We start from the raw sequence: 24,581 nt of genomic DNA, 5'->3' as shown, positions 1-24,581 counted from the left end.
CACTGCGAGCTACGCTCAGTCTCGAACTCGAAGTTAGTACTGCTGCCTTCGGACACACGGTTCTGGTCGAAGCTAACATCGAGTTCCTCCGATTTCACCCAGAAGGACACGCCATGCCACTTATTGTTACTATCGCCAGTGTAGATGACGTACGGCTGGCCAGCTTCGAGCTTGGTGGTATCGATCGTGGCTTCATCGTCTTCGTTGACTTCAACGAAGGTCACCCGATCATCAGACTCGGTTTCCGAGGCGTCTAGGCCCTCACGAATCTCGAGGCCGTTAGCGTCGACACCCGTGATGGTGATCTCTTGGCCCATCCAGGCGTTATCGCTTTCGAGTTCATTGGTCTGGTGGTACGTCTCTCCGTCGGTATAGGTATCGGCGTTCTGAACTGCCGCCGCACTGCCCGCGAACGCTGCGGACATCGCGACAACAGAGAGGACCATAAGCGCGGCCAGGACTACTGCGCGTCCCTTTTCGCGATAGGTCGGTTCGCTTGTCATGTAGTGTGTTGTTGTATGTTGTCTGCTGGTTAGCGCACGATACAGTGGAAGGCGACCATCGGTGTCGTAATGGCGGATCACCACAGACCCACCAGCCTCCCGGATAGGGGTACTAGCGGTGTCTTTCTACAATTGGCATAAGTCTTGTGTTCTTATAGGTTCAGGATCATGTCTACGAAAGCACTGCGGAGGGGCTATACAGGCCTTGAAAGCCCGATAACAGAAGTATTTCAATAGAATACATTCAGCTTCGTAAGAATAATGTGAGTCGCCTATGAGGTATTGATGTGGGCGTAATCCCACGTAACGTTCAGATCGCCATCTGGCGTTGCGCGCCGCCCGGGAGCAAAACTACCGGGTAGGGACCGTAGTTTTTCTTCTCCCGCGGCGTGTTTTTCAATTCCTGAGCGTCAGCTCATCTGGTATTACGCGTGCGAGAGACTCAGATGATCCGCGATCAGACCTCGAGGAACGCCGAACGAGTATAATTCACAGGATTAGTGGGGTCGATTCCAACGCACTCGGAACCGGGACGGTATTGATATGGGGTCAAGGCGAACATATTCACTGTCGCGTTCCCCACAGGCGCGACACGAAATCAGCACCCGAACCCCACCCCAACCATGTCGTGTATCCGCCCGGCGGCCATCCCCTTGTGCCCATCCGGGTGACCTTTTGAGGTCTTCTCGGGGCTACCAGACGTCGAGCGGGTATAATCCTAAGAACGGTCTGTCCCGTATAGTCAGAATTTCGTCGAGGACTCGAGTAGGGGTTCCCAGACCGTAACGGTTGACGCGCCAGCAGTGGCGAGTTTCGAGTCGGAAACCTACCTCATTCAGAACTGGTAGTTGGTGTCCGCCGGCTACCAAGATAATCGCTGGCACGTCGAACTCGAGCTCGCAGAAGAGTAATGTCTGGTTCGCGACTCATCACCCCCATCCGATAGCAACGGCAGGTGTGGAATGTCACAAGGTGGGACACAGATGTCCGCGGCGGAGCTGAAGCGCCCGCTCTAGTCGATGGACAATGAAGACTTCGAGCACTTGGTCGCTGATCTCTGGGAGCGACAGGGCTGGCAGACTCAAGTTAGTCAGAAGTCTCGAGACCGAGTCCCTCCGATAACTGTTTCAGGGACATGGCCCGCCGGTGTGTGAGGACCGGGCAGGTGAGATGGAACACAGTTCGAATGTGCGGACCCTGGAAGTCAACGCACTGCTATCGGTGATCCCCGGTCACCGATCGAGCCGACGTCACCAGAGCCCGAGTTGATGCCCCGTGATGAGTGTGAGGAACATCAGGAGCGCCAGCAGTACCAGAACCAGCGGTTCCGGCGAGCCGAACGACTGCAGCAGGCGTTCGTACAGCCCAGACGTTGTGGCCACCCTGTCGAGAGACACCCCATCGCTCTCCTTGTTTGCCATGGTCTACCATACGATACTGCCTACTAAAAAGTATTCATAGCGGAACCGTCACGACGGACGTTGCGAGGCGTTTGTCCCTCGATCGGCGGTCGCTCCTCGCACGGCGGCGACCAACTCTCGGTCGTCGTAAACGGAGGGGACTCGAGTCGACTGAACGGGTCCATTGCCCGTGGAACGACCGAAATACTATGTGAATAGCTTTATACTCCGGGATCGGTCTCGTGTAACTGTCCGTGGGGTCGCGTTCGAAACCACCACCTACCGTCCCCGCGGACGACGTTTCTCGATCGGTCTGCCGTGCATCCGACCGACTCGGTCGTTCGATCCGTACAGTCTCGGAGCCGGCGTTCGTCTCGAGGCAGTTCGAGCCGTCACGAGCGCACTCGAGCGGGGCGACGAATGCGGTAGAGACGAACTGTACACGGTCGACAGCGGATTCTCAGCGGTTCGTCACCGCCTGTCCGCCCCCGTCCCCATCCCGTCAGTTCGTCCCGCGGACGGTGACCGTTCGCTGGGCCACACAGCCGTCGGCCGCGACGCGGACGGGGAACGATTGGTCGTTCGCGACGACGGCCGTCTCGAACTCGAGCGTGATCGATTCCGACCCGCCGCCGTCGATCGAGAGTCGGCGCGTGTCCACGACTGTGGGATCGTGCCCGACAATCAGTTCGATATCCCGGGTAACGGCTCGGTCGGTCGCGTTCTCGAGGGTCGCCGTCACCTCGAGGATGTCGCCGGCGTCGACGGGGTCGTTCGTCCCGGTGATCGTCACCCGGCCGCCCGCGTCGGCGGTCCCGATCACCTCGACGGTCCGTTCGGCGACGGCGTCGTCGGCTTCGACGCGGACGGGGAACGCCTGCGTCCGGTTGACGACGGCGGTTTCGAACTCGAGGGTGACCGTCTCGGTCCCGCCGCCGGCGACGGAGACGGATCGGGTATCGACCCGCTGGGGGTCGTGGCCGACGACGAGGTCGACGTCTCGAGTGACCGGTTCGGTGCTGCCGTTCGCGAGTTCGGCGGTCACCTCGAGGACCTCTCCGGCGTCGACCGGATCGTTCGTCTCGGTGATCGAGGCGCTCAGCCCGGTGTCGCCGGAGCCGGTATCGTCGACCTGCCAGAGCGATTCCGACGCGAACGTGCCGTCGTCGCAGATCACCCACGCGATGACCGGGCACGTGTGACAGAGGCCGCCGTCGACGGTCAGCGACGCCGTATCCGTCGTCCCGCTGACTTCGGACGTGCCGAGGATGAGATCCGACTGGCCGACCCACCAGACGACGCGCTCGAGCGAGCCGTCCGGATCGGCGACGTCGATCTCGAGGTCGATCGTCCCGTCGCGATCGACGGGAAGCGTCCCTCGTTCCGGGCGAGCGGCCTCGATCGTCGGCGACGCGTGTCCGTCGGGCGTCACGCTCACGGTCCAGTCGGCCCGGTAGTTGCCGTCCTCCGTGTCGATGCCGGCGGTGACCTCGTGGGTGCCCTCGGATTCGGGGGTGTACTGCCAGTAATGGGCGTTTTGCTCCGCGTAGTAAACTGACTGCCACGCGGGGCCGACCATCGAGTCGCCGACGCTCTCGCCGTCGACCCACCAGCCGGTGAACTGCGACCCGTCCGCGTCCGGATCGACGGCCCCGGCCTCGAAGAAGACCGTCGTTCCCGGCTGCACCGTGACGGGTTCGCCCGGACGCGTCAGGCCGTCGTCCAGTTCGTCGACTCCGAGTACGGTGACCGTTCGCGCCGCCGAATCGCCCTCGGTTCGGACCCGGACCGTCACTTCGCGATCCCGGGCGGCGGGCTCGATCCGGTAGCTGCGGGGGAACGGCCGCTCCGTCTCCCCCGGCTCGAGCGTCAGCGTGACGGTCCCGGCCGACTCGTCGTCGACGAGGTACTCGACGGTCGGGCGAACCGTTCGGTCGGTCCGGTTCTCGAGTTCGGCGGTCCACCGGAGCAGCCCGCCGCCTTCGACCGGGTCGGTCACGTCGACGAGACGGACGGTCACGTCCGATCCGCCCCCGTCAGTTCCCGCGGTCGATCCGTCGGACTGTGATTGGACAGTGCCGGCGGCGACCGGGACGGTACTACTCGCCGCAGCCCATCGCAGCAGCCGTCGCCGGTTCACAGTGTGTCCCTCATTCGTGCTCGCCAACCGGAATTGCAGTCAAAAAGTAGCGCTACCGTTACGACGGAAAACGGCGCGTTTGTCCCGTGTAAGCTCTCCCGGAACGACGATGGCGGTCCGTACCCCGCTGTTGGCCCCGATTACTCTCCCGTCGACCCGTCGATCCGTGCTCTCGGGCCGCCCCATCAGCGCTCGAGGCAGGTCTAGTGGTCTATTCGGTCTCGGGTCCCCGCGCGATGCGGGCCTCGCTCGTGATCGCATCGACGTGGACGTGAACCGGCCCCGCGTCGGTCTCGAGCGGGACGATCCACGAGGCGCTGGTTCGATGCGGGTCCTCGAGGACGGTCACCTCGTCGTACCCCTCCTGCTCGGCCGTTTTCCGGGCGATCCGCGCCGCCTCGTCGGCGTCCTCGATTCGGATTTCGTCGTTCAGACGGACGGTCACGACCGGCACGTCGGCCATCCGGACGATCCGCTCGGTGACGCTGCCGACCAGCACTCGATCGAGTCCAGTCCGGCCCTGCGTCCCCATGACGATCATATCGATTCCGTGGTCGTCGGCATAGGCGAGGATCTCCTCGTGGGGAACGCCCCGTTCGACCGCCGTGACGGCGTCGACGCCCTCCCGGTCCGCTTCGGCCTCGACGCGCTCGACCGCCCGCTCGGCGGCCGGAATCGCTTCGTCGGTCTGAAGCGTCCCGAGCGGCCCCTCGGGAACGATCGATACCGCGTGGATCGTCGCGTCGAAGCGGTCCGCGATCGTCAACCCGTGCGTGAGCGACTGACGGGTCCCGTCGCTCCCGTCCGTCGGGACGAGGATGTCCTGGTACATGACACGCGTGATTGGAAGTGCGGCGGTAAATACCCTCGAGTCCTCGCCGGCGAGGACCGGCAAACGAGTCGGCAGTGTCGCGACCGCGAGTCCGATTCCGTGCCGTCCCGGCGGCGACTGACTGCCTCTCTCGTTATCGCTGGTAAGAAAAATCGCCGATCGGACCGAACGATGTAAATCTTTTTTACGATACACGGAAACGTATCGCACGGAGTATGACAAATCTTGTCACTAACGTCGCGGGTGCCGTCGAGGAACACGGCGACAACACCGCGATCGGTTTTCACGGGTCCGAGACGAGCTACGAGGAGTTCTGGGGGCAGACGGGGGCGTTCGCGGCCGCGCTCGAGGAGCGAGGGGTCGGCGAGGACGACCGCGTCGCGCTCTATCTCCCGAACGTCCCGCCGTTTCTGATCGCCTTCCACGGGACGCTTCGCGCCGGCGGGGTCGTCGTCCCGATGAATCCCCAGTACAAGGCCCGCGAAATCGGCCACCTGCTCGGCGACAGCGAGGCGAAGGTCGTCGTCGCGCTGGCGGACCTCGTCCCCTTCGTCAAAGAGGTCCAAGACGAGACCGGCGTCGAACACGTGGTCAGCATCGGCGGCGAGGCCGAGGGCGCGACCGAGTTCGAGGAATTCCTCGAGCGGGGAGCCCCCGACATCGCTGACCGGGCCGACGGCGACGTCGCAGTCCAGCCGTACACGTCCGGGACGACCGGGCAGCCGAAGGGCGTCCAGCTCACCCACGAGAACCTGTCGTCGAACGCGAAGGCCGCGGCGAAGCTCATCCCCGACGGCATCCGGCCGGACGACAGATCGCTCGGCGTCCTCCCGCTGTTTCACATCTACGGGATGACGGTGACGATGAACGCGGCGCTGTTCAACGGCGGCGCGTACTATCCGATGGCCTCGTGGGACGCACAGGACGCCGTCTCGCTGATCGAGGACGAACAGCTGACGATCATGCACGGCGTGCCGGCGATGTACAACGACGTGATCAACCAGCCGAACGCCGAGGAGTTCGACATGTCCTCGCTGCGGCTCTGTGGCGTCGGCGGCTCCGGGATTCCGGTCGAGGTCCTGCGCCAGTTCGAGGAACTCTACGAGCCGAAGATCTACGAGGGATACGGCCTGACCGAGACCAGCCCGATCACCCACTTCAACAGCCCGATCGAGGGGCGGCGGGTCGGCAGTATCGGGAAGACGGTCCCCGGCGTCGACTCCAAAGTGGTCGATGACGACTTCGGCGAAGTCGACCCCGTTGAGGAGGGGCCGATCGACGAGGAGGAAGCCGACCTCCACGAGATTACCGGCGAGATCGTCGTCGCCGGGCCGAACGTCATGAAGGGCTACTACGGCCTGCCCGAAGCCAACGAGGAGGCCTTCACCGAGGAGGGCGGCCGCCGCTGGTTCCACACGGGCGACATCGGCTACCACGACGAGGACGGCTTCTTCTACGTCGTCGACCGCGAGAAACACATGATCGTCACCGGCGGCTACAACGTCTACCCGCGGGAAGTCGAGGAACTCCTCTTCGAGCACGAAGACATCGCCGACGCCGCCGTGGCCGGCATCCCCGACGAGCGCCGCGGCGAGACCGTCAAGGCGTTCGTCGTCCGCACGCCCGATGGCGACGTGACCGAGGAGGAGATCAAAGAGTACTGTCTGACCAACCTCGCGGAGTACAAGCACCCGCGCGAAGTCGAGTTCGTGGAGGAACTCCCGCGAACGACCACCGGCAAGGTCCAGAAGTTCAAACTCCGCGAACGCGAGGACGAAGGCGAAGCGGAGGCCGAATAATGGCGCTGGGCGAGGACGTCCTCCTCGAAATCGAAGCCGAGGGCGTCGCGACGATCACGCTCAATCAGCCGGACCGACGCAACGCCCTCTCGGAGGGGATCAGCGAGGGCCTCTCGGACGCGCTCGCGGAGATCGAGGACAGCGACGCCCGCTGTGTCGTCCTCGAGGGCTCGGGCGGCTCCTTCTCGGCCGGCGGCGACATCGAGTCGATGGTCGAGGGGATCGAGAACGACGTGCCCGCCGACGAGCGAGTGCGCAGCCTCGAGCGCTCGACGAACGAACTGCTGCGGACGCTGATCGAGTTCCCGGTGCCGACGGTCGCGCTGGTCGACGGTCCCGCCGTCGGTGCCGGCGCGAACCTCGCGCTGGCCTGTGATATTCAACTCGCCAGCGAGGACGCTGTCTTCGGTTTTGTCTTCCGACAGGTCGGCCTGAGCGTCGACGCCGGCACCTCCTACCTGCTGCCCCGCGTCGTCGGCGAGAACGTCGCGAAGGAACTCGTCCTCACCGGCGACATCGTCGGCGCGGACCGCGCGAAGGAGATCGGACTGGTCAACCACGTCTACGGAACCGACGAACTCGACGAGCGGGTCGACGAATTCGTCCAGAAGATCGTCTCCGGCCCGCCGATCGCGCTCCGCCACGCCAACCGACTCGTCGGCGAGGGCCTCGAGAAGTCCCTCGAGCAGGCCCTGACCGACGAAGCGGTCGCACAGGGTATCGTCTTCGAGACCGAGGACCACGAAGAGGGCGTCTCCGCCTTCTTCGAGGACCGCGAGCCCGAGTACGACGGCCGATAGGCGCGCTCGCAAGCGAGATTTCGCCTCTGCGTTTCTGTTAGACATCCTGAATTATTTCACAAAGCTGTTAGAACGCATAGCTATGCCGCCAGCTTCGCTTCGTGATCAGCTACGGTCCCCCGCCGGCGTTGCCATCGGTCTCCTGTGGCTCGCGAGTTCGGTCTATGGAATCTTCAGTCCCGGGAGTATCTTCCTGTTCTCGGTCCTCCCGCTCGTTCTCGTCCTGTCCGTGATCCTGCTTCGACTGTTCTATCGACTGGTCGTGGCCATCGAGCACCTCGCCTACGACTCGTAGCCGCGCCCGCTCGAGACGTTCCGGCGAGCCGGTGGCAAGCCAGCGGTGATCCGGCGATGGCCGGCGGTCGTTACTGCGCGTCTGCGCCGATCGGGACCAGCGTCGACACCCGCGCGTTCTCCTTGAGCCGGAGGCCGCCGTCGGCCACCGTCAGCGGGATCAGCGGCAGGTGGTCTCGCACCTGCATCGAGGGGTGGGACCCGCCGCGGGCCAACAACTCGTTGCGCGGCTGGAGCTGTGCCGCCCCCTCGAGGTCGGTGAGGAACTCGTTGTGCTGGATCACGTACTGGCCGCCCTCGAGGTGCCACCACCCGTACTCGTCGTGGGGGCTTTCCAGTTCCGTCGGGACCGGCTCGAGGTCGGCGTCCGTGAGTTCGTCGCCGCCGAAGTCGAGTCGCCCGGGAGCGGCCACCTCGTAGACGGCGCTGACCGTCAGATCGATCCCGTGGTCGCGGACCTGTACCGGTTCGTACACCAGATTGTCGACGGCGTCGGCGAGTGGGTGTTCGGCGGGCATATCGGTCGAAATGACGGTTGCGAGAACAAAAAGAATACCGTCGCCCGCGGGGCTCTGGCTCCCCGAAACCTATGGGCTGGCGGACGTATACGCGAGTATGACCGACGTTCTGACCGACGAGATCGCTCGCTTCGTTCGCGCGGCCGGCCCGGACCCCGACGAGACGCTGATCGAGATGGACGAGTTCGCCGCCGCCGAGGGGTTCCCCCACGTCGGCCCCGAGGTCGGCGCGTTCCTGCGCTTCGTCGCCCGCCTGAACGGGGCCGGGCGCGTGTTCGAGTTCGGCTCGGGCTACGGCTACTCGGCCTACTGGTTCGCCGAGGCGCTCCCCGACGACGGCGAGATCGTCCTCACCGAGGTCGACGAGGACGAACTCGAGCTCGCCCGCGAGTACATGGCCGCGGGCGGCTACGACGACGTCTCGCGATACGAACTCGGCGACGCGATGGCGACGATCGACCGCTACGACGGTCCCTTCGACGTCGTCCTGATCGACCACCAGAAGGAGCGCTACGCGGATGCCTTCGAAGCTGTTCGATCAAAAATTCCCGTCGGCGGCGTCGTCGTCGCCGACAACGCGATCACGGCGAGCGTCGTCGAGTTCGACGACCTGCTCGAGTGGGCCGAGGGAACCGCGCCGGCGGACGTCAACGAACACACGCAGGGGGTCATCGACTACCTCGAGACTGTGCGAGCCGATCCGGCCTTCGAGACGATCATGGTCCCGCTCGGCGAAGGGATCGCGGTGAGTTACCGCGTCGAGTGAGTCCGGAGCCGCGACGAGAGCGGTCCCGAAGATGGCGGAGCAGTTTCGGCGGAGAATCAGTGTGGATCGGTGAGAGAACAGCGATTCCGCCTAGAGCGAGTCGGAGGTTTCGCCGTCGAGCATCTGTTCGTCGGCCGGGGCCGGGGAGCCGTACTCCCGGAACCCGAGGAAGATCGTCGAGCCGGCGGCGGCCAGCAGCGTCGCCCACGTGACCGCGGTGAGCGCAACGACCGTCGCCCCCGCGGGACCCGGGGCGACGGAGCCGATCGTCTCGAGGCCGACGGCGTGCCCGCCGGCGACGCCGAGGAACGCGAGCCAGAGCCCCAGCGCCGTCCGGGCGAGCGTTCGCCGGGTGACCGACTGGGCGTAGCGAGCGACACAGTAGACGCCCGCGATGGCGACCCCGGTCGCTCCGAGGGTCAGCCCGGTCCCGTCGACGGTGGCGTTCGCGACGCCAGCGACGGCGAAACAGGCGAGCGAGGCGGCGAGCAGGGATCGGTCCGAACCGCGTGTTGTCGGAATCACGTCGTGCACCGCTTTGCCGGGTTGAGTAGGTGGTCGGATATATAGCTGTTGGCTGACTGCAGCCGACTGAATCGATCTATGCTGCCCCGTCGACGGCCGGCAGCGTAAACGAAAACGTCGCTCCCTCGCCGGGCTCCGAATCGACCCGGATCTCGCCGCCGTGGCGCTCGACGATCCGGTGACAGAGCGCGAGGCCGATCCCCGTCCCGGCGTGGTCCTCGTGGCTGTGGAGCCGCTGGAACACCTGAAAGATCCGCTCCTGATCGTCGGGATCGATGCCGATCCCCTCGTCGCTGACCGAGATTTCCCAGTTCCCGCCGTCTCGTTCGGCCGAGATCCGAACCCGCGGCGGCTCGTCGCCGCTGTACTCGATCGCGTTCGACAGCAGGTTCTGGAATACCTGCCGGAGCTGGCTCGCGTCGCCGTCGACGCGGGGCAGCGCGTCCGCCGTTATCTCGGCGTCCGCTTCCTCGATACTGAACTGCAGGTCCTCGCAGACGTCGTCGAGGATGCCGTCGAGATCGACCGGCTCGAGCGGGTCGCCCTGCGTTTCGACCCGGGAGTACTCGAGGAGGCCGTCGATCATCTCGCGCATGCGCTCGGCTCCGTCGACGGCGTAGTCGATGAACTCCCGGCCGTCGGCGTCGAGGTCGTCGGCGTAGCGGTTCTCGACCAACTGGAGGTAGCTCGTGACCATCCGCAGGGGCTCTTGGAGGTCGTGGGAGGCGGCGTAGGCGAACTGTTCCAAGCGCTCGTTCGACTCCTCGAGGCGGCGCTGGTACCTCGTTCGCTCGGTGATGTCCTGGACGACGAGCATGCCGGCGGTGACCTCGTCCTCAGTCAGGACCGGGAGGGTGTGGGCGCGGAGGTCCCGGCCGTGATACCGAATCTCGAAGGAGCGCTCGTCGCCCTCGAGGGCGGCCCGGAAGTGGGGCTCGATCTCGGCGGCCACGTCGTCGGGGTACCGCTCGTGAATCGTCTGCCCGATCGCGGTCTCCTGTTCGATTCCGAGGTCGGCGAGGAGTTGCCCGCCCGCGGCCGTGTAGCGCAACTGATCGTCGAACAGGGCGACGACCCCGTTCGGGAAGTTCTCGGCGAGCGTGCGGTAGCGCTGCTCGCTCGCCTCGAGTTTGCGCTGGCGCTCCCGCCGTTCGGTGATGTCCCGGACGACGCCGATCCGGCCGGTCCCGGTCTCGTCGGTCGTGATCGACGTGACCGTCGCTTCGACCGGCCGTTCCTCGCCGGACTTCGTCTCGAGCGTCGTCTCGACCGTCGATTCGTCGCTCTCGTTGGTCACGATCCGCTGGGCGAGGTCCATCACGGGTTCGTCGACGACGAGCGACGCGTGGCTCCCGAGCAACTCGTCGCGATCGTAGCCGGTGAGTTCGACGTACGCGTCGTTGACCATCGTGAATCGGCCGTCCTCGTCGAGCGCGTAGATCCCGTCCTCGATGGTTTCGATGATCCGTTCGTACTGCTCTAACTGTCGCTCCCGGCGCTTCCGGTCGGTGATGTCCCGGAAGTACACCGATAGCCCCGTCTCGGAGGGGTAGGCCTGGATCTCCATCCAGATGTCGAGCGAGTCGGAGTAGCGCTCCCACGACTGGGGCTGCTGGGTCTCCATCGCCCGCTCGTAGCGGTCGACGAGATCGGACCGCGTTCCGCTGGGGAACCGCTCCCAGATGTTCTCGCCGACGAGCTCCGCCTCCGAGTGCCCGAGGAGTTCCGTGGCGCGGTCGTTGACCAGCGTGAACCGCCACTCGTCGTCGAGGGCGTAGAACGCGTCCGAGACGCGACCGAGGATCTCGCTCAGTTCGGTCTCGAGTTCCCGCTTGCGGTCCTCGAGGCGGCGCTCCTGTGCTTTGAGCGCCGTGATGTCCTCGCCGGCGGAGATGACCCGCTCGAGCGCGCCGTCGCGGTCGAAGACGGGGACGGCGGTGACGGAGTACCACGTCCGTTCCCCCGTCTCGTCCTCGAAGACGAGTTCCTCGTCGGTGACCGGTTCGCCGGTTTCCCTGACCCGGGCCGAGGGGCCACGGTCGGGGTCGATGGGGTTCCCGTCGGCGTCGACGACAGTCTGCTGTGCGAGCAGTTCGGTCTCGCCGAGCGGGTCGCGCTCATCGAGGCCGAGCGTCGTCTGTGCGTGGCTGTTCGCCAGCACCGTCTCGCCGTCGGCGTCCTCGACCGAGATCGCGACCGGTGCGGTCTTGAGGAGCGTTTCGGTCTGCGACCGTTCGCGCTCGAGGGTCCGCTCGTGGCTGATCCGGTCGAAGGTCACCTCCAGACTCGAGGCGACGATCTTCGCGAGCGAGCGGTCGCCGTCGTCGAACGCCGTCCCCTCTTCGGAGCCGATGAGGACGATGCCGTGGTCGCCGATCGGCAGACAGATTTCGCTTCGGATGGGCGTATCGGGGTTGTAGACGTCCGAATCTGACGTTACGTCGTCGTAGATAACCGGCTCGTTGGACTCGAAGACGCGCCACGCGATCCCCTCGCCCGCCCCGAACGTGGGGAGGTCGCCGAACAGGGCCGCGGCCGGCTCGGACCAGGCGACCGGCTCGAGGACCGCCCGCTCCGGATCGTGGAGGAAGACGCCGTTGATCTCGAGATCGAGGATATCGGAGAGGTGCCGAGAGGCCCGCTCGGCGGCCGCCTCGCGCGTGTCGGCACCGAGCCATTCACGGACGGCCTCGTTCAGCCGGCGGAGCTGGTAGGCGCGCCGGTGCTGTTCGGTGACGTCGTAGTAGAGTTCGACGCGGCCGCCCGCGTACGGGCCGGATTCGATCGGCTTGCTCCGGTGCTCGAGCCAGCGTTCCGCGCGGGTGTCGTCCGCGGTGACGCGGCACTCGAAGCGCTCGGCGTCGCTGTTCTCGTCGTAGGTCGCCCCGAGTATCTCGGCGAATCGCTCCGGGTCGGCGACCCGCTCACTGATCGTCTCGTCGATCAGCCGGTCCTTGTTCCGGCCGATCACGGCCCTCGAGTCGAGGCCGAAGTACCGCTCGGCGGCGTCGTTGATCCACGCGACCTCGAACTCGTCGTCGAGGACGAAGACGCCCACGTCGGCCCCCTCGAGCACCGCGGTGATCGGTTCGAACGGGGGCGAGAGGGGCTGTTCCGGTTCCGACTCCGTGGCGGAGTCGGCCCGGTCGTCCGGCTCCGTCTTCGGCCCCGTCGGCTCCGTCTGCGAACCCCGGTCTACCTCTCGGGGATCGAGTTCGCGGACGATGCCGATCGTCCCTTGCCGGCCGTCAGCGGCCGGGACCGTCCCGAGCCGCAACTCGCAGGGGATCGCGGTGTCGGCGGCCGTCCGAACCGATCGCTCGAACGTGGCGACGCCCGTCGCGGGGGCCCGCTCGAGCGCCTCGACGCCGGATTCGCCGAGCAGCACCGAGACGTGTTCGCCCCGGAGAATCTCCCGGCCGGAGGCCGTCAGCTCGAGGAGCGCGTCGTCGATCGCGACGATCCGGTCGTCGCCGTCCAGCTGGAAGACGCCGCCCGGAACCGTCTCGACGAGGGTACGGTACCACTGACGCGCCGCCCGCTCGTCGCCCTCGTTCCAGGGGGCTAGGCCCGCCGGCTCCGCCGGTTCGGTCATTAGAGAGAGGAAGCCGCTCTGACGGATAAGTCCAGCGCCGCCGCTCGTCGCAGGGACGGACGCGACGTACCGCCGAGTCGACGACCTCGAGACCGATCAACCGGTCGAGTTTCCGGAACGCCGGTCCGGCGTTATGTTACGGCAATCCGTCTCAGTCGTCGCCGCTGCCCGAAAGGACCCGCTCCTCGGCCGTCGGTCGGCCCGGATGAATGCCGTACCGGGCGAAGCCGTAGCAGACCGTCATCGACACCGCACAGAGGACCAGCGCGCCGGCGATCGACTCGAGGACGAGGCCGACGATCGGGCCGGCGAACGCGTCGCCCACGGCCGCGGCGGACTCGCTGGCCGGAGCCGTCGCCAGCGCGTAGGGGAGGAAGGCCGCGAACGCGACGAGCCACCATCGCTTCGCGACGCGTTGGAGCCGCGCCGTCCCGGAGTCGCTCTCGGTGCTCGTGACGCCGGCGACGCCGAGCGCGATCAACAGGAGCGCGGGGACCGTTCGGAGCGGGGCGTCAAAGCCGGTATTAACCGCGACGCCGACGGCGACGAGCGCCACGGAGCCGGCGAGGATCGGACGTGAGGGGCGGTTCCCTGAAGGAGGCATACTGACGCGGGGTAGCGGGTGATTGTACAAAACTCTCGCGAACCGGCGGCGGCGCCCATCGACCGCCGCTGGGCGGTCGGCGTCGCGGCCACAACAAAGGACGTATTACCGGTGCCCGCAACTCGCAGGTGAGAACGAATGAGGGAACGCGATCGAGCCGAATCCCTGACGGCCCTCCGGCGGCACGCGTCGGCCGCGACCGACCGAGCGACTCGCGCGCTCTCGCGAGCCCCCGGCGTCGGAATCGCACGATCACTGCGGCGACTCTGGCAGCGCCACGTCCGGGCCGAACCCGACCGGTATCAGGCGTCGATCACCTTTCCGACGGCACCGGACCGCCCGACGGTCGGCGAGATCCACGACTGGATTGAGGCCCTCGAGCACGCGTTCGAAGGACGCCTCGACGTCTACGCCCGGCGCGGAAGCGTCGCGGTCGTCTCGGACTGTGTCGCCGCCGAGCAGTTCGACGGGGACGCCTTCGAGGCGGTCTGCGAGCGAATCGAGGACGGCTACGCCGGAACGCACTCGCTGTCACACCTCAAAAAGTGGCGACGGAACGACGGGCGACTCGTGCGAGCCCACGTAATCGTCCCGGTCAAACCGCTGTTTCCGCGGGCGAAGGCCGACGAGTCGGCGCGTGGCCGATCGGCGGCCGAGATCGGAGCGAACTGACCGCGGATCGCGGTCGGTCGTCGCACGATCAGTCGCCGTGCGATCAGTCGTCGTCGCTCGGCCCGGGACCGGGCTCGGACCCGGGTTCGCGATCGGTGCTCGGATTGGTGCCGGTCGGCTCGCCGCTCCGAGACCGGCTTCCGGCGGTGTCGCCCTCGCTCGGTGCGACCTCGCTCGTCCGGTTCATCCAGCGGTCGATGTTTTCGGAGACGTAGTCCTTGCCGCCCCACCCGAACGCGACGCCCGCGCCGATAGCGAGGGCCGCGCCGAGTCCCCACGCGAGCGCTCGTGCGAACACGTAGAGGATGGCGACGTCGATCCCCATCGTGTCGAGGCCGATGACGATCGCCGTGAAGTAGAGGAACATCCGCGCCCCGTTGGCGAACCAGCTGGTGTAGGCGGTTTCGGTGGCCGCGCGCGTCCGTTCGATCGCGTCGCCGATGAAGTCCGCGACGACGAACCCGAACGTGATGACGAGCAGTCCCGCGATAAAGGCCGGCAGGTACGAGACCGCCGTCGAAATCCACTGGGAAAGCGTCGCGATCGCGAGCGCGTTCGCGGCCGCGAGGATCGCGAGGCCGTAGACGAACCACTTCGCCAGCGAGCCGAAGGCGCTCGAGACCGCCCGTTCCGTGCCGCCGAGTATCCGGCCGAGCGGCGTCTCGAGGACCATCCGATCGAGTTCGATCCCGTCGGCGAGCCGTCGGACGATGCCCGCCGCGACGCGGCCGAGGACCCAGCCGATCGCGAGGATGATCAGCGCGCCGATCAACCGCGGCAGGAACGTGATCAGTTCCGCAGCGGGATCTTGCAGCCAGTCGGGAACCTGTGCTTGGGCAAGGTACGGTGATACCATGTACGATTCGGGTTGTCGTCGTCCGCCCTTCGTAATTGAGTGCGTATCAATACCTAATGAAACTAACGTGTATCGCCCGCTTCGACAGCGGCGATTGAAGTGTCCGTTACCGCGAATTGCGGGACGACCGTACCGTGACTGATCGATACGAATTCCGAACGAGTCCACGTGGCCGATCGCGATCGGTCGCCGAACGACCCCTGCTCAGTCGGGCGATAAACGCGTATTGGAATCGGACGCGACGGTGGAACAACGAGCGGCGTCGATCGGGCGGGACCCGCCGCCGTCGTCGGCCGACCGAACGTGTCCGATTTCACTCATTGCGAGACGGCGGATGCCGTCTCGAGCACGGGCCGAGAGAACCGGTCCGAGCGCGATCGACTGTGGCTCGAGGCGGGTGCAACTGCACTCGGATGGTCTACGTTCGATGCTACCGCCTCGCGACGAAAGCGCGGACGAACCGCCGTGTTCGGGTGCGCGATTCCGAATAGATCCGCGAATACGCGGCGATACCGGCCGATTCGACAGAACGGACCGGGAGCGAACCAGCGACAACGTCCCCGCAAGCCCCGACTGTGGTAATACCGTATTACCGAATGCGGCGCGTCGGCGGCGTCGCTGTCCCCTGAGCCGTTGGTTTCCGACGGCTACTGGACCGCGCGTCGAGCGCCCCATCGTTCCGTTCGGTCGTGGGCCGGAGTTTCGCGGTACGCTATTGGTGGTCCGGACACGACGGATGGGTATGTACCTCGCCGACGAAGCGTGGCCCGACCTCGAGACGTACTTCGACTCGGAATCGCTCGCGCTCGTGCCGCTCGGCTCGACGGAACAGCACGGCCCGCACCTGCCGGAGGCGACCGACCACCTGATCGGGGAGGCGTTCGCCCGCGAGGTCGCAGACCGAACCGGCTACCTCTGTACGCCGCCGATCAATATCGGCGTCAGCGGCCACCACCGGCAGTTCCACGGGACGATGTGGGTCGAACCGCCGGCGTTTCGGGAGTACATGGAATCGCTGACGCGGAACCTCACGTCCCACGGCATCGATCGGGTGATCTACGTGAACGCCCACGGCGGGAACGTCCCCCACCTCCGGGAGGTCGGGGCGCGTCTGCGGCAGGACGAGGTCGCCTACGCGATCGAGTGGATGTGGGACGAGTCGATTCCGGACCTCGTCGACGACCTCTTCGAGCAGAACGGCCCCCACGGCGGGCCGAAGGAGACCTCGATGATCCAGTACCTCGAGCCGGAACTGGTCCACGACGATCGGCTCGAGGAGGCCAGAGATACCGGAATTCCGAGCGTCGAGGCGGCCGAGACGGTCAAACACGGCTCGCGGACGTTCTACGACGCGGCGGACAACACCGAAAACGGCGTGTTGGGCGATCAGACGGACGCCTCGGCCGAGAAGGGCGAACAGTTGTTCGAGGCGGCGAGCGACCAACTCGTCCGACTCTGCGAGTGGCTCGCCGCACAGGAATTCGAGGATCTACTCCCGCGGGAACACGTCTAGGTCGCCGGCTCGGGACACTCCCACAGTTGCCTCGAGACGCCGCTCGCGGTCGCCGATGATGATAATCCTTAATAGTATCCCAACCTGAGTTATTATATGGCAGTCGTCAGCGTCTCGATGCCGGACGAACTCTTGGAGCGACTCGATCAGTTTTCCGAGGAGCACGGCTACACCGGTCGGAGCGAAGTCGTCAGGGAAGCCTCGCGTAACCTCCTCGGTGAGTTCGAGGACACCCGACTCGAGGACCGGGATCTCATGGGGATCGTCACGGTGTTGTTCGACTACGAGACCACGAGCGTCGAAGAGCGGATGATGCACCTCCGCCACGAACACGAGGACCTCGTCGCCTCGAACTTCCACAGCCACGTCGGCGACCACTACTGCATGGAACTGTTCGTCCTCGAGGGCGAACTCGAGGACATCTCGACGTTCGTCGGCAAGATCCGGGCGACCAGAGACGCGCTGACCGTCGACTACTCCGTCATCCCGGTCGACAGCTTCGACCCGCTCGCACAGGACTAGCGCGCCGTTCGTATCGGAACCACACGAATCGACGCCCGTTCGTCGCGGAAATGGCACGGACCGAAACGGAACGCGTAGTTTTACTGTTGGCCCCCCGAATGGGGACACATGTCATACCGGAAAGTCAACTACGAGGAGGTCGAGCAGGTCTCGAGTGCGATGCACTTTCTCAGCGACCCGCTCGAGACCGAGCAGGTGGGGGTCACGGTGGCCCGCTGCGATCCCGGCTGGAACAGCAAGCCACACGACCACACCGACAACGAACACGAGGAGATCTACGTCCTCATCGAGGGCGACGCGACGGTCGTCGTCGACGACGAGCCGGTCGCGATGGAGACCGGCGACGCGCTGTGGATCCCGCCCGAATCGACGCGACAGATCCGCAACGGCGACCGCGAGAGCGCGTTCGTCCTCGTGAGCGCGCCGAGTATCGCCGACGAGGACAGCGACGGCGACGAGTGGTTGCTCTCCGGCTTCGCCGGCTGATTTCGGCGCGGGCTCGAGACTGGAAGGGATGAGACGAGAGAGCGGGGGTCGGCAGACGGCCGCAGTCACCGGCGGACGGCGCTGCCTGCCGACCCGAAAATCGGCGGGACGGTTTAGTGGGCCCGCGTACACGTCGTCCGTAGGTGAGTTCCGATTTACTCGAAACACCACGCGGCCGTGTCGGTCGTCGTCGCCGGAATCCTGACCGCGTTGCTGCCCCCGATCTCCCTCTTCGGCAACGTCGTCCCGGCGGCGGTCGTCGTCGCCTACGGCACCGCGGTCGGCGTCTTCATCGATCTGGATCACTTCCTCATCGCCCGGTTCAAGACCGGCGACTGGGACGCCCTCCGATTCTGCGTGGCAAACCCCGGCACAGCGGCGACCGATCAGTCCGAAATCTTCGACCCCGGCGACGTCGGCGTCCTCTCGCGACTGCTGAGCCACGTCGTGATCGCCGGGATCGCGGTCCCGGCGATCGCACTGGCCAGCGTCCCGCTGGCGATCGTGACCGGCGCCGTCCTCTATGCCCACCTGCTGGCCGATCTCGTCTGGGACATCTCCCGGCTCGAGCGACACGCCGACGCGGCGGGTTCGGTCGATGATCTCGTGCGGATAGTTCGATAGCGGCGGACGGAACCGCGCGATTCGCACCCGGTGACAGCCGTCGCGGGTTGCGATACTGTCCCCCGAATATTTCCACCGAGCGCCCGTGTGACGGAACATGGAACTGCTCGACGACAGCATCGTCCCGGAGCACGCACGCGATGTCAAGGCCGAGGCCCGCGACTTTGCGCGCGAACACATCGAACCGAACGCACGGGAGTACTTTCAGGCCGGCGAGTATCCGGAGGAGATCCTCGAGGCGGGCCGGGAGGCGAACCTCGTGGCCCAAGACATTCCGGAGGAGTGGGGCGGTCGGGGGCTGGATCTGGCCCAACTGCTCGCGATCACGGAGGAGTTCTATCGGGCCGACGCTGGGATCGCGCTGACCCTGCAGTTGGCGAGTTTCGGCTGCGAAATTACCTACGAACACGGCACCGACGAGCAGTGCGAGCAGTATATTCGGCCGGTCGCGGAGGGCGACCAGCGCTCCGGGCTCGCGGTGTCGGAGCCGGAGACCGGCAGCGACCTCGCGGGGATGCAGACCACGGCGGAGAAAGACGGCGACGAGTACGTCATCAACGGCGAGAAGTACTGGATCGGCAACGGCGTCGAAGCGGACTGGGTCACGCTCTACGCCCGCACCGGCGACGACGAGGACAACCGGTACGGCAACCACTCGATGTTCATCGTCCCGACCGACACCGACGGCTACGAGGCCGAACACATCCCCGAGAAGATGGCGATGCGCGCCTCGAAGCAGGCCCACATCGAACTCGAGGACTGCCGGGTCCCCGAAGAGAACATGATCGGCAGCGAGGGAGATGGGTTCATGCTGCTCGCGGACTTCTTCAATCACGGTCGCGTGGCCGTCGCCGGTCACGGACTCGGCATCGCCGCGGCCGCCATCGAGGAAGCGTGGGAGTTCACCCACGACCGCGAGGAGTTCGGGCGGACGATCAGTGACTTCCAGTCGGTCCAACACGGCCTCGCCGACATGCTGGTCGAGTTCGAGAGCGCTCGGACGCTCACGTGGCGCGCCCGCGAGAAAGTCGCCAACGAGGACAACGCGGGGTACTGGGCCGCAATGGCGAAGACGAAGGCGACCGAGACGGCCGTCGACGTCTCCGAGCAGGGGATGCAGTTCCACGGCGGCCGCTCGGTCTTGGACGAGCGGCGGATCGCTCGCGTCTTCCGCGACGCGCGAATCCCGGTGATATACGAGGGGGCGAACGAGATTCAACGCAACCTGATCTACGGGCAAGCGCCCTGAGCGGCCGGGGAGTCTCCGCTGCGGAAACCAGCCGCTTCGCCCTCTCGGGGACTAGTTGGCCGAAAGAACAATCACGTTCGATTCCATGTGTATCGGCAGACCCATCGTCGTCATGGAGATTTCAACAGTCAGTGTTCCGGCCGTATGAGCCGGCCACGCGTGCTCTGCGTGAGCAGCGATCGATCGACGCGAGCGTCTATCACACTGTCTCTCACTGACGCGGCCGTCGACGTCGTCATCGCCCAGCGATCAGCCGAGGCGATCGACCGGCTCGAGCGGGAGTCGATCGACGCGGTCGTCATCGATCCGAGCGCCGTCGCGAACGTACCGGCGCTCGTCAACACCGTCGAGCGCGAGGCCCCGACGGCTTCGACGATCAGCTACTGGGAGGGAGACGGCGAGACCGGTGCCGTTCTTGGGGACATCGCCGCTCGAGCGGGCGACACCGATCCGGCAACGGGGCTGGCGGACGAGATCCTCCAGCGAACCGATGCCGAGGCGACCCCCGCTACCACGGCCGGTGCCGGCACGGAAGCCGCCGATCCCGGTACGACCGCCGAGGACGCTCTCGCCCTCGAGGATCGTTCCGACGACCTCGCGACCCTCGTCAGTCGCGTTCGCTGCCGGCTGGTCGACGCCACGTCGCCGCTCACCGTCGAGCAGGTGCTCCGCGAGGAGCTGACCGACAGCGACCGGTTCACGTTCGCGTGGGTCGGCGAGTACGACCGGGGCGAACGCGCGATTATCCCGTGGCTCTCCAATACGGACACCACGGAGTGGTCGCTCCGGCGAACGTTCGACATCGGCGGCGGCGACCAACCGCTGCTCGAGCGGGCCGTTCGGACCGGCGAACTCCACAGTACGCGGTACGACGAGGACGAGCGGGGACGCGTTCCGTTCGGCGACCTCGCGTTCGAGCGCGGCGTTCGGTCGGTCGCTGTCGCACCGCTCGCCGCGAGCGACGACCCCTACGGCGTGGTCGTCGTCTACGCAACGGAGCCGTTCTCCGAGCGCGAGCGGGACGCGATTCGAGACGCGACCGCGGCCGCGTCCCACGTCCTCGAGACGATCGCCCTCCGCGGCCGGCACGACCAGCAGGAACGAACGCTCCACCGGTACGAGCGACTCGTCGAGACCGCGGGCGACGGGATGTACGTCCTCGACGAGTCGGGCCACTTCACGACCGTCAACGACGCGCTGGTCGAGATCACCGGCTACAGCCGCGAGGGGCTACTCGGTGAACACGCCTCGATCCTGTTCGACCGCGAGGACGTGGCTGCCGGCGAAGAGACCATCCGATCGCTCCTCGAGACCGGCGAGAGTACCGATACCCTCGAGTTGACACTCGAGACGAAGTTCGGGGAAACGATCCCCTGCGAGGCCAAGATCGCCGTGCTCGTTCCCGACGGGGCGTTCCTTGGCTCGGTCGGCGTACTCCGGGACGTTACCGAACGGAAGCGCCGGGAGCGGCAACTCCGCGAACGCAACGAGCGCCTCGACGCCTTCGCCCGAATCGTCAGTCACGACCTCCGCAACCCGCTGAGCGTCGCACAGGGCTACCTCGACCTGTTCGAGGAGAGCGGGAACCCCGAGCACGCCGAGAAGACCCGCGAGGGACTCGACCGCATGGAGTCGATCATCGAGGACGTGCTGGCGATCGCCCGCGAGGGCGAGTGGGCGACCGACACCGATCCCGCCGACCTCGAGTCGACCGCGCGAGCGGCGTGGAAACACGTCTCGACGGACGCTGCGACGCTATCGGTCGCGGGCACGACGACGCTCGAGGCCGATCGATCGCGGCTCCTGCGGCTCCTCGAGAACTGTTTCCGAAACAGTATCGAGCACGGCGAAACCACCGAGACCGTTCGCGTCGGGCCGCTCGAGGCGGACGGGAGCGGCGCGAACCGGGGGTTCTTCGTCGAAGACGACGGCGAGGGGTTACCCGAGACCCTCCGGGGCGAACTCTTCGACCCGTCAGTGTCGTCGTCCGCAGAAGGGCTGGGGATCGGGCTGTGGATCGTCAGAGAAGTGGCTACCGGACACGGGTGGTCGGTCGACGCGACCGAAAGCGACGGCGGAGGGGCCCGCTTCGAGTTCGAAACCGAGGCTCAATTTTCGGACTGAAGGTCTTGAAACGCGCCGACGAAATCGTCGTGGGAGGACATCCCGGAGACCGTCTCGTCGACCCGCTGCTCGAGCGTCTCGACGCGGTCACAGAGGTCCTGATACTCCTCGTTGTCTGCGAGTTCGCGGTCGGCCTTCTCGGACTCTAACAGCGCCTTCTTCGAGACGAGCGCGTAGTATTCCTGAATATCCGACTCGTAGTCCGAGCGGCCGACCACGTCGTCGACCATCTCGACGAGTTCGTCCTTCGAGACCGGCTTGACCAGATAGTCGTCGAAGCCCATCTCGATGATGTCGAAGTCCGGATCCACAGCCGTCACCATAACGACCCGGGAATCGTACCCGTCGTCGCGGATCTGCTCGAGGACTTCGTCGCCGGAGAGTCCCGGCATCCGTCGGTCTAACAGGACGACCTCGACGGAGTCGGTCATGTTCTCGAGCGCTTCCTCTCCGTCGTACGCCGTCTCGACGGTGCGCTCGCCTTGGAGCCACGCGGCGAACAGGTCCGCGAGACGAGCCTCGTCGTCGACGACGAGCACCTCGGGCCCGTCACTCATTTTGGAACCCCTCCGTTCTCTTCATCGATTACAGCCACGGGACACCAATGGTACCTCTGGGTGATAAATCTCGCGACCAGATGTCAGAGTGAGGACGTATATCGCGGTCGATGACGAACGAACGGAGGCGGACAGACACCGAAGTTCGAACGCAATCCAAACGGGTGGCCGATCGCTGCGTCGCTCAGTCCGGCTCGGTTACTTGCCTTCGAATTCCGGCTCCTCGTCCTCCATGAAGGCCGTGATACCCTCCATCAGGTCGTCGGTCGCCATCAGGTGGCCGAAGGCGGAGGCCTCGTACTCGAGGCCGGCCTCCGTGTCGTCGCGGCCGGCGAGCATCGCGCGCTTGGTGAACTTCTGGGCGATCGGCGGGCCGCCGGCGAGGTCGGTCGCCAACTCGAGGGCGCGGTCCTCGAGGTCGTCGTTGTCGACGACCTCGTTGACGAAGCCGTAGTCGGCCATCGTCTCGGCGTCGTAGCGCTCGGCGGTGAGGATGATCTCCTTCGCTCGGCCCTCGCCGACGATGTGTTTGAGCCGCTGGGTGCCGCCCCAGCCGGGAATCAGCCCGAGATCGAGTTCGGGCTGGCCGAACTGGGAGCGCTCGCTCGCGACGCGCATGTCCGCACAGGTCGACAGCTCCATCCCGCCGCCGAGACAGAAGCCGTCGATCCCGGCGACGACGGGCATATCGCAGGCCTCGAGGGCGCCGAACGTCGACTGCCCGAGCCGCGAGAGTTCCTGTCCCTCGATCGGGTCGGCACCGCTGCCGGCCATGCTCTGGACGTCCGCCCCCGCGGAGAACGCCTTCTCGCCCTCGCCGGTGATCAGGAGCGCACGGACCTCCTCGTCCTCCTCTAACTGCTCGATCGCCGTCGAGAGCTCCTCGAGCAGGTCGTCGCTGATGGTGTTCATCCGGTGTGGCCGGTCGAGGACGATGTGACCGACGTAGTCCCCGGGGTACTCGAGGCGGATCGTCTCGAAGTCGACGCCGTCGGCGTCGTCCGCCGACTCGTAGAAGCCGCCCGCATCGGCCCGTTCCGCGAGGTACTCGTCGGGCGCGTAGCGCTCGTGGCCGGTTTCCTCGTAGGCTTCCTCGAGAGTCTCGTGGAGCGGCGCGAGGCCGTAGTCGTCGACCAGTTTGACCGGCCCGTCGGGGAAGCCGGCCCCGAGCTTGACCGCCTCGTCGATCGACTCCGGCGGGGCGACGTCGCCGCCGATCAGTTTCGCGGCCTCGTTGGCCATCGTCGCGAGGAGCCGCTCCTTGACGAACTCCGACTGCTCGTCGGTCGGGATCTGGACGCCCTCGCCGTCCTCGTAGTCGTAGAAGCCCTTTCCGGTCTTCTTGCCGAGCTCCTCGTTTTCGACTTTCTCCTCGAGCAGCGGGGCCGGCTCGTAGGCCTCGCCCAGCACCTCGTTCATGTACTCGAGGACGTGGTAGCTGACATCGTTGCCGACCTGATCGCCGAGTTCGAAGCTGCCCATCGGCAGGCCCATGTCGTACTTGGTCGTCGAGTCGACCTCCGCGATGGTCGCCTCGTCGTTGCTGACGAGCCACGCGGCCTCGTTCATCAGCGGCACCAGAATGCGGTTGACGATGAAGCCCGGCGAGTCCTTGTGGACCAGAACCGGCGTCTTGCCGAGGTCCTCGGCGAACGCCTCCGTGAGCTCGAGGGTCTCCTCAGCGCTCTCGGCACCCGAAATCACTTCGACGAGTTGCATCCGGACCGGCGGGTTGAAGAAGTGCATCCCGCAGAACCGCTCGGGCCGCTCGGTCACCTCGGCGAGTTCGGTGATCGAGAGACTCGAGGTGTTCGTCGCGAAGATCGCCCGGTCGGGGGCGTGTTCCTCGAGTTCCCCGTAGACGTCCTTCTTGATCTCCATCTGCTCGGGGACCGCCTCGATGACGAAGTCCGCGTCTGCGACGGCCTCTTCCATGTCGACCAGCGGCGTCACGCGCTCGAGGGCAGCGTCTGCTTCCTCGTCGGTGAGCTGGTCGTTCTCGGCGAGTTTGCCCAGCGACCACTCGATCGACTCGTAGCCGTTCTGGACGAACTCCTCTTTGATGTCGCGTATGTTCACGTCGTAGCCGGCCATCGCGGCGACCTCCGCGATCCCGTGACCCATGTTGCCCGCACCCAGAACTGCGACGGTGTTGATATCCTCGAGTTCCATGCCCAAGCATCCTATGTGGACTCGTTTCAA

23 protein-coding genes are annotated in these 24,581 nt (G+C 65.9%); 12 read left to right on the top strand and 11 right to left on the bottom strand.

Annotated elements, in window-relative coordinates; genetic code table 11:
* Positions 1 to 503: surface glycoprotein (locus ACT4ML_RS09320; RefSeq protein WP_444720599.1), on the bottom strand; the 503-nt coding region annotated here is incomplete at its 3' end.
* A gap of 1,019 nt (positions 504 to 1,522) precedes the next feature.
* On the opposite strand from ACT4ML_RS09320, the gene ACT4ML_RS09315 reads away from it, so the two are divergent.
* Positions 1,523 to 1,657, top strand: coding sequence for a restriction endonuclease (locus ACT4ML_RS09315; protein WP_444720598.1), 135 nt, complete (start codon positions 1,523 to 1,525; stop codon positions 1,655 to 1,657).
* A gap of 96 nt (positions 1,658 to 1,753) precedes the next feature.
* Here the strand turns inward: ACT4ML_RS09315 and ACT4ML_RS09310 are convergent, their stop codons facing one another.
* From ACT4ML_RS09310 to ACT4ML_RS09300, 3 genes are all read right to left on the bottom strand, one after another.
* Positions 1,754 to 1,924 carry a hypothetical protein gene (locus ACT4ML_RS09310; RefSeq protein WP_444720597.1) on the bottom strand — a complete coding sequence of 57 codons (171 nt, stop codon included), beginning with the start codon at positions 1,922 to 1,924 and terminating at the stop codon, positions 1,754 to 1,756.
* A 481-nt stretch (positions 1,925 to 2,405) separates the two neighbouring features.
* Positions 2,406 to 4,043 carry a hypothetical protein gene (locus ACT4ML_RS09305; RefSeq protein WP_444720596.1) on the bottom strand — a complete coding sequence of 546 codons (1,638 nt, stop codon included), beginning with the start codon at positions 4,041 to 4,043 and terminating at the stop codon, positions 2,406 to 2,408.
* A gap of 211 nt (positions 4,044 to 4,254) precedes the next feature.
* Positions 4,255 to 4,875, bottom strand: a complete 621-nt coding sequence (locus tag ACT4ML_RS09300; protein WP_138245510.1) for a universal stress protein — start codon at positions 4,873 to 4,875, stop codon at positions 4,255 to 4,257.
* Positions 4,876 to 5,090: 215 nt separating this feature from the next.
* Between ACT4ML_RS09300 and ACT4ML_RS09295 the strand changes: the two genes are divergently transcribed.
* The 3 genes from ACT4ML_RS09295 (at position 5,091) to ACT4ML_RS09285 (ending at position 7,769) form a co-directional block, all read left to right on the top strand.
* The gene (locus ACT4ML_RS09295) at positions 5,091 to 6,674 is read left to right on the top strand and encodes a long-chain-fatty-acid--CoA ligase (RefSeq protein WP_444720595.1); all 1,584 of its coding nucleotides are present in this window, start codon (positions 5,091 to 5,093) and stop codon (positions 6,672 to 6,674) included.
* A complete protein-coding gene (locus ACT4ML_RS09290; protein ID WP_444720594.1) occupies positions 6,674 to 7,474 on the top strand; it encodes an enoyl-CoA hydratase/isomerase family protein in 801 nt (266 codons plus the stop codon). The genes ACT4ML_RS09295 and ACT4ML_RS09290 overlap by 1 nt, the downstream gene beginning before the upstream one ends.
* 82 nt (positions 7,475 to 7,556) lie before the next feature.
* Positions 7,557 to 7,769 carry a hypothetical protein gene (locus ACT4ML_RS09285; RefSeq protein ID WP_444720593.1) on the top strand — a complete coding sequence of 71 codons (213 nt, stop codon included), beginning with the start codon at positions 7,557 to 7,559 and terminating at the stop codon, positions 7,767 to 7,769.
* A gap of 70 nt (positions 7,770 to 7,839) precedes the next feature.
* Here the strand turns inward: ACT4ML_RS09285 and ACT4ML_RS09280 are convergent, their stop codons facing one another.
* Positions 7,840 to 8,286, bottom strand: coding sequence for a dCTP deaminase (locus ACT4ML_RS09280; protein ID WP_444720592.1), 447 nt, complete (start codon positions 8,284 to 8,286; stop codon positions 7,840 to 7,842).
* Positions 8,287 to 8,383: 97 nt separating this feature from the next.
* Here ACT4ML_RS09280 and ACT4ML_RS09275 point away from each other — a divergent pair, with 97 nt between their 5' ends.
* A complete protein-coding gene (locus ACT4ML_RS09275) occupies positions 8,384 to 9,052 on the top strand; it encodes an O-methyltransferase (RefSeq protein ID WP_444720591.1) in 669 nt (222 codons plus the stop codon).
* Positions 9,053 to 9,142: 90 nt separating this feature from the next.
* Here the strand turns inward: ACT4ML_RS09275 and ACT4ML_RS09270 are convergent, their stop codons facing one another.
* From ACT4ML_RS09270 to ACT4ML_RS09260, 3 genes are all read right to left on the bottom strand, one after another.
* A complete protein-coding gene (locus ACT4ML_RS09270; protein WP_444720590.1) occupies positions 9,143 to 9,586 on the bottom strand; it encodes a hypothetical protein in 444 nt (147 codons plus the stop codon).
* A 67-nt stretch (positions 9,587 to 9,653) separates the two neighbouring features.
* On the bottom strand, positions 9,654 to 13,172 hold the full coding sequence (locus ACT4ML_RS09265; RefSeq protein WP_444720589.1) for a PAS domain S-box protein: 3,519 nt from the start codon (positions 13,170 to 13,172) through the stop codon (positions 9,654 to 9,656).
* A gap of 151 nt (positions 13,173 to 13,323) precedes the next feature.
* On the bottom strand, positions 13,324 to 13,776 hold the full coding sequence (locus ACT4ML_RS09260) for a hypothetical protein (protein WP_444720588.1): 453 nt from the start codon (positions 13,774 to 13,776) through the stop codon (positions 13,324 to 13,326).
* 138 nt (positions 13,777 to 13,914) lie between these two features.
* Between ACT4ML_RS09260 and ACT4ML_RS09255 the strand changes: the two genes are divergently transcribed.
* Positions 13,915 to 14,448: a hypothetical protein gene (locus tag ACT4ML_RS09255; RefSeq protein WP_444720587.1), complete on the top strand. Its 534-nt coding sequence runs from the start codon at positions 13,915 to 13,917 to the stop codon at positions 14,446 to 14,448.
* A 43-nt stretch (positions 14,449 to 14,491) separates the two neighbouring features.
* Here ACT4ML_RS09255 and ACT4ML_RS09250 read toward each other — a convergent pair whose 3' ends face one another.
* The gene (locus tag ACT4ML_RS09250; RefSeq protein ID WP_444720586.1) at positions 14,492 to 15,304 is read right to left on the bottom strand and encodes a mechanosensitive ion channel family protein; all 813 of its coding nucleotides are present in this window, start codon (positions 15,302 to 15,304) and stop codon (positions 14,492 to 14,494) included.
* 742 nt (positions 15,305 to 16,046) lie between these two features.
* On the opposite strand from ACT4ML_RS09250, the gene ACT4ML_RS09245 reads away from it, so the two are divergent.
* The 6 genes from ACT4ML_RS09245 to ACT4ML_RS09220 all read left to right on the top strand — a co-directional run bounded on the left by ACT4ML_RS09245 (position 16,047) and on the right by ACT4ML_RS09220 (position 21,822).
* On the top strand, positions 16,047 to 16,817 hold the full coding sequence (locus ACT4ML_RS09245) for a creatininase family protein (RefSeq protein WP_444720585.1): 771 nt from the start codon (positions 16,047 to 16,049) through the stop codon (positions 16,815 to 16,817).
* 96 nt (positions 16,818 to 16,913) lie between these two features.
* Entirely contained in the window at positions 16,914 to 17,339 is a 426-nt protein-coding gene (gene nikR, locus ACT4ML_RS09240; RefSeq protein ID WP_138245522.1) for a nickel-responsive transcriptional regulator NikR, read from the top strand.
* Between the two features lie 108 nt (positions 17,340 to 17,447).
* On the top strand, positions 17,448 to 17,825 hold the full coding sequence (locus tag ACT4ML_RS09235; protein WP_138245523.1) for a cupin domain-containing protein: 378 nt from the start codon (positions 17,448 to 17,450) through the stop codon (positions 17,823 to 17,825).
* Positions 17,826 to 18,002: 177 nt separating this feature from the next.
* Positions 18,003 to 18,449 carry a hypothetical protein gene (locus ACT4ML_RS09230; protein WP_444720584.1) on the top strand — a complete coding sequence of 149 codons (447 nt, stop codon included), beginning with the start codon at positions 18,003 to 18,005 and terminating at the stop codon, positions 18,447 to 18,449.
* A 97-nt stretch (positions 18,450 to 18,546) separates the two neighbouring features.
* On the top strand, positions 18,547 to 19,698 hold the full coding sequence (locus tag ACT4ML_RS09225) for an acyl-CoA dehydrogenase family protein (protein ID WP_444720583.1): 1,152 nt from the start codon (positions 18,547 to 18,549) through the stop codon (positions 19,696 to 19,698).
* 144 nt (positions 19,699 to 19,842) lie between these two features.
* Positions 19,843 to 21,822: a PAS domain S-box protein gene (locus tag ACT4ML_RS09220; protein ID WP_444720582.1), complete on the top strand. Its 1,980-nt coding sequence runs from the start codon at positions 19,843 to 19,845 to the stop codon at positions 21,820 to 21,822.
* Here ACT4ML_RS09220 and ACT4ML_RS09215 read toward each other — a convergent pair.
* The gene (locus ACT4ML_RS09215) at positions 21,807 to 22,379 is read right to left on the bottom strand and encodes a HalX domain-containing protein (protein WP_444720581.1); all 573 of its coding nucleotides are present in this window, start codon (positions 22,377 to 22,379) and stop codon (positions 21,807 to 21,809) included. The two genes, ACT4ML_RS09220 and ACT4ML_RS09215, sit on opposite strands and share 16 nt — an antisense overlap.
* 198 nt (positions 22,380 to 22,577) lie before the next feature.
* The gene (locus ACT4ML_RS09210; RefSeq protein WP_444720580.1) at positions 22,578 to 24,551 is read right to left on the bottom strand and encodes a 3-hydroxyacyl-CoA dehydrogenase NAD-binding domain-containing protein; all 1,974 of its coding nucleotides are present in this window, start codon (positions 24,549 to 24,551) and stop codon (positions 22,578 to 22,580) included.
* Between the last annotated feature and the right edge of the window lie 30 nt (positions 24,552 to 24,581).

The organism is Natrinema sp. LN54 (assembly GCF_052439245.1).
Classification (GTDB): Archaea; Halobacteriota; Halobacteria; order Halobacteriales; family Natrialbaceae; genus Natrinema; species Natrinema versiforme_A.
Note: the sequence above shows the minus strand (reverse complement) of the source record. Positions and strands in the feature narration are given on the sequence as shown.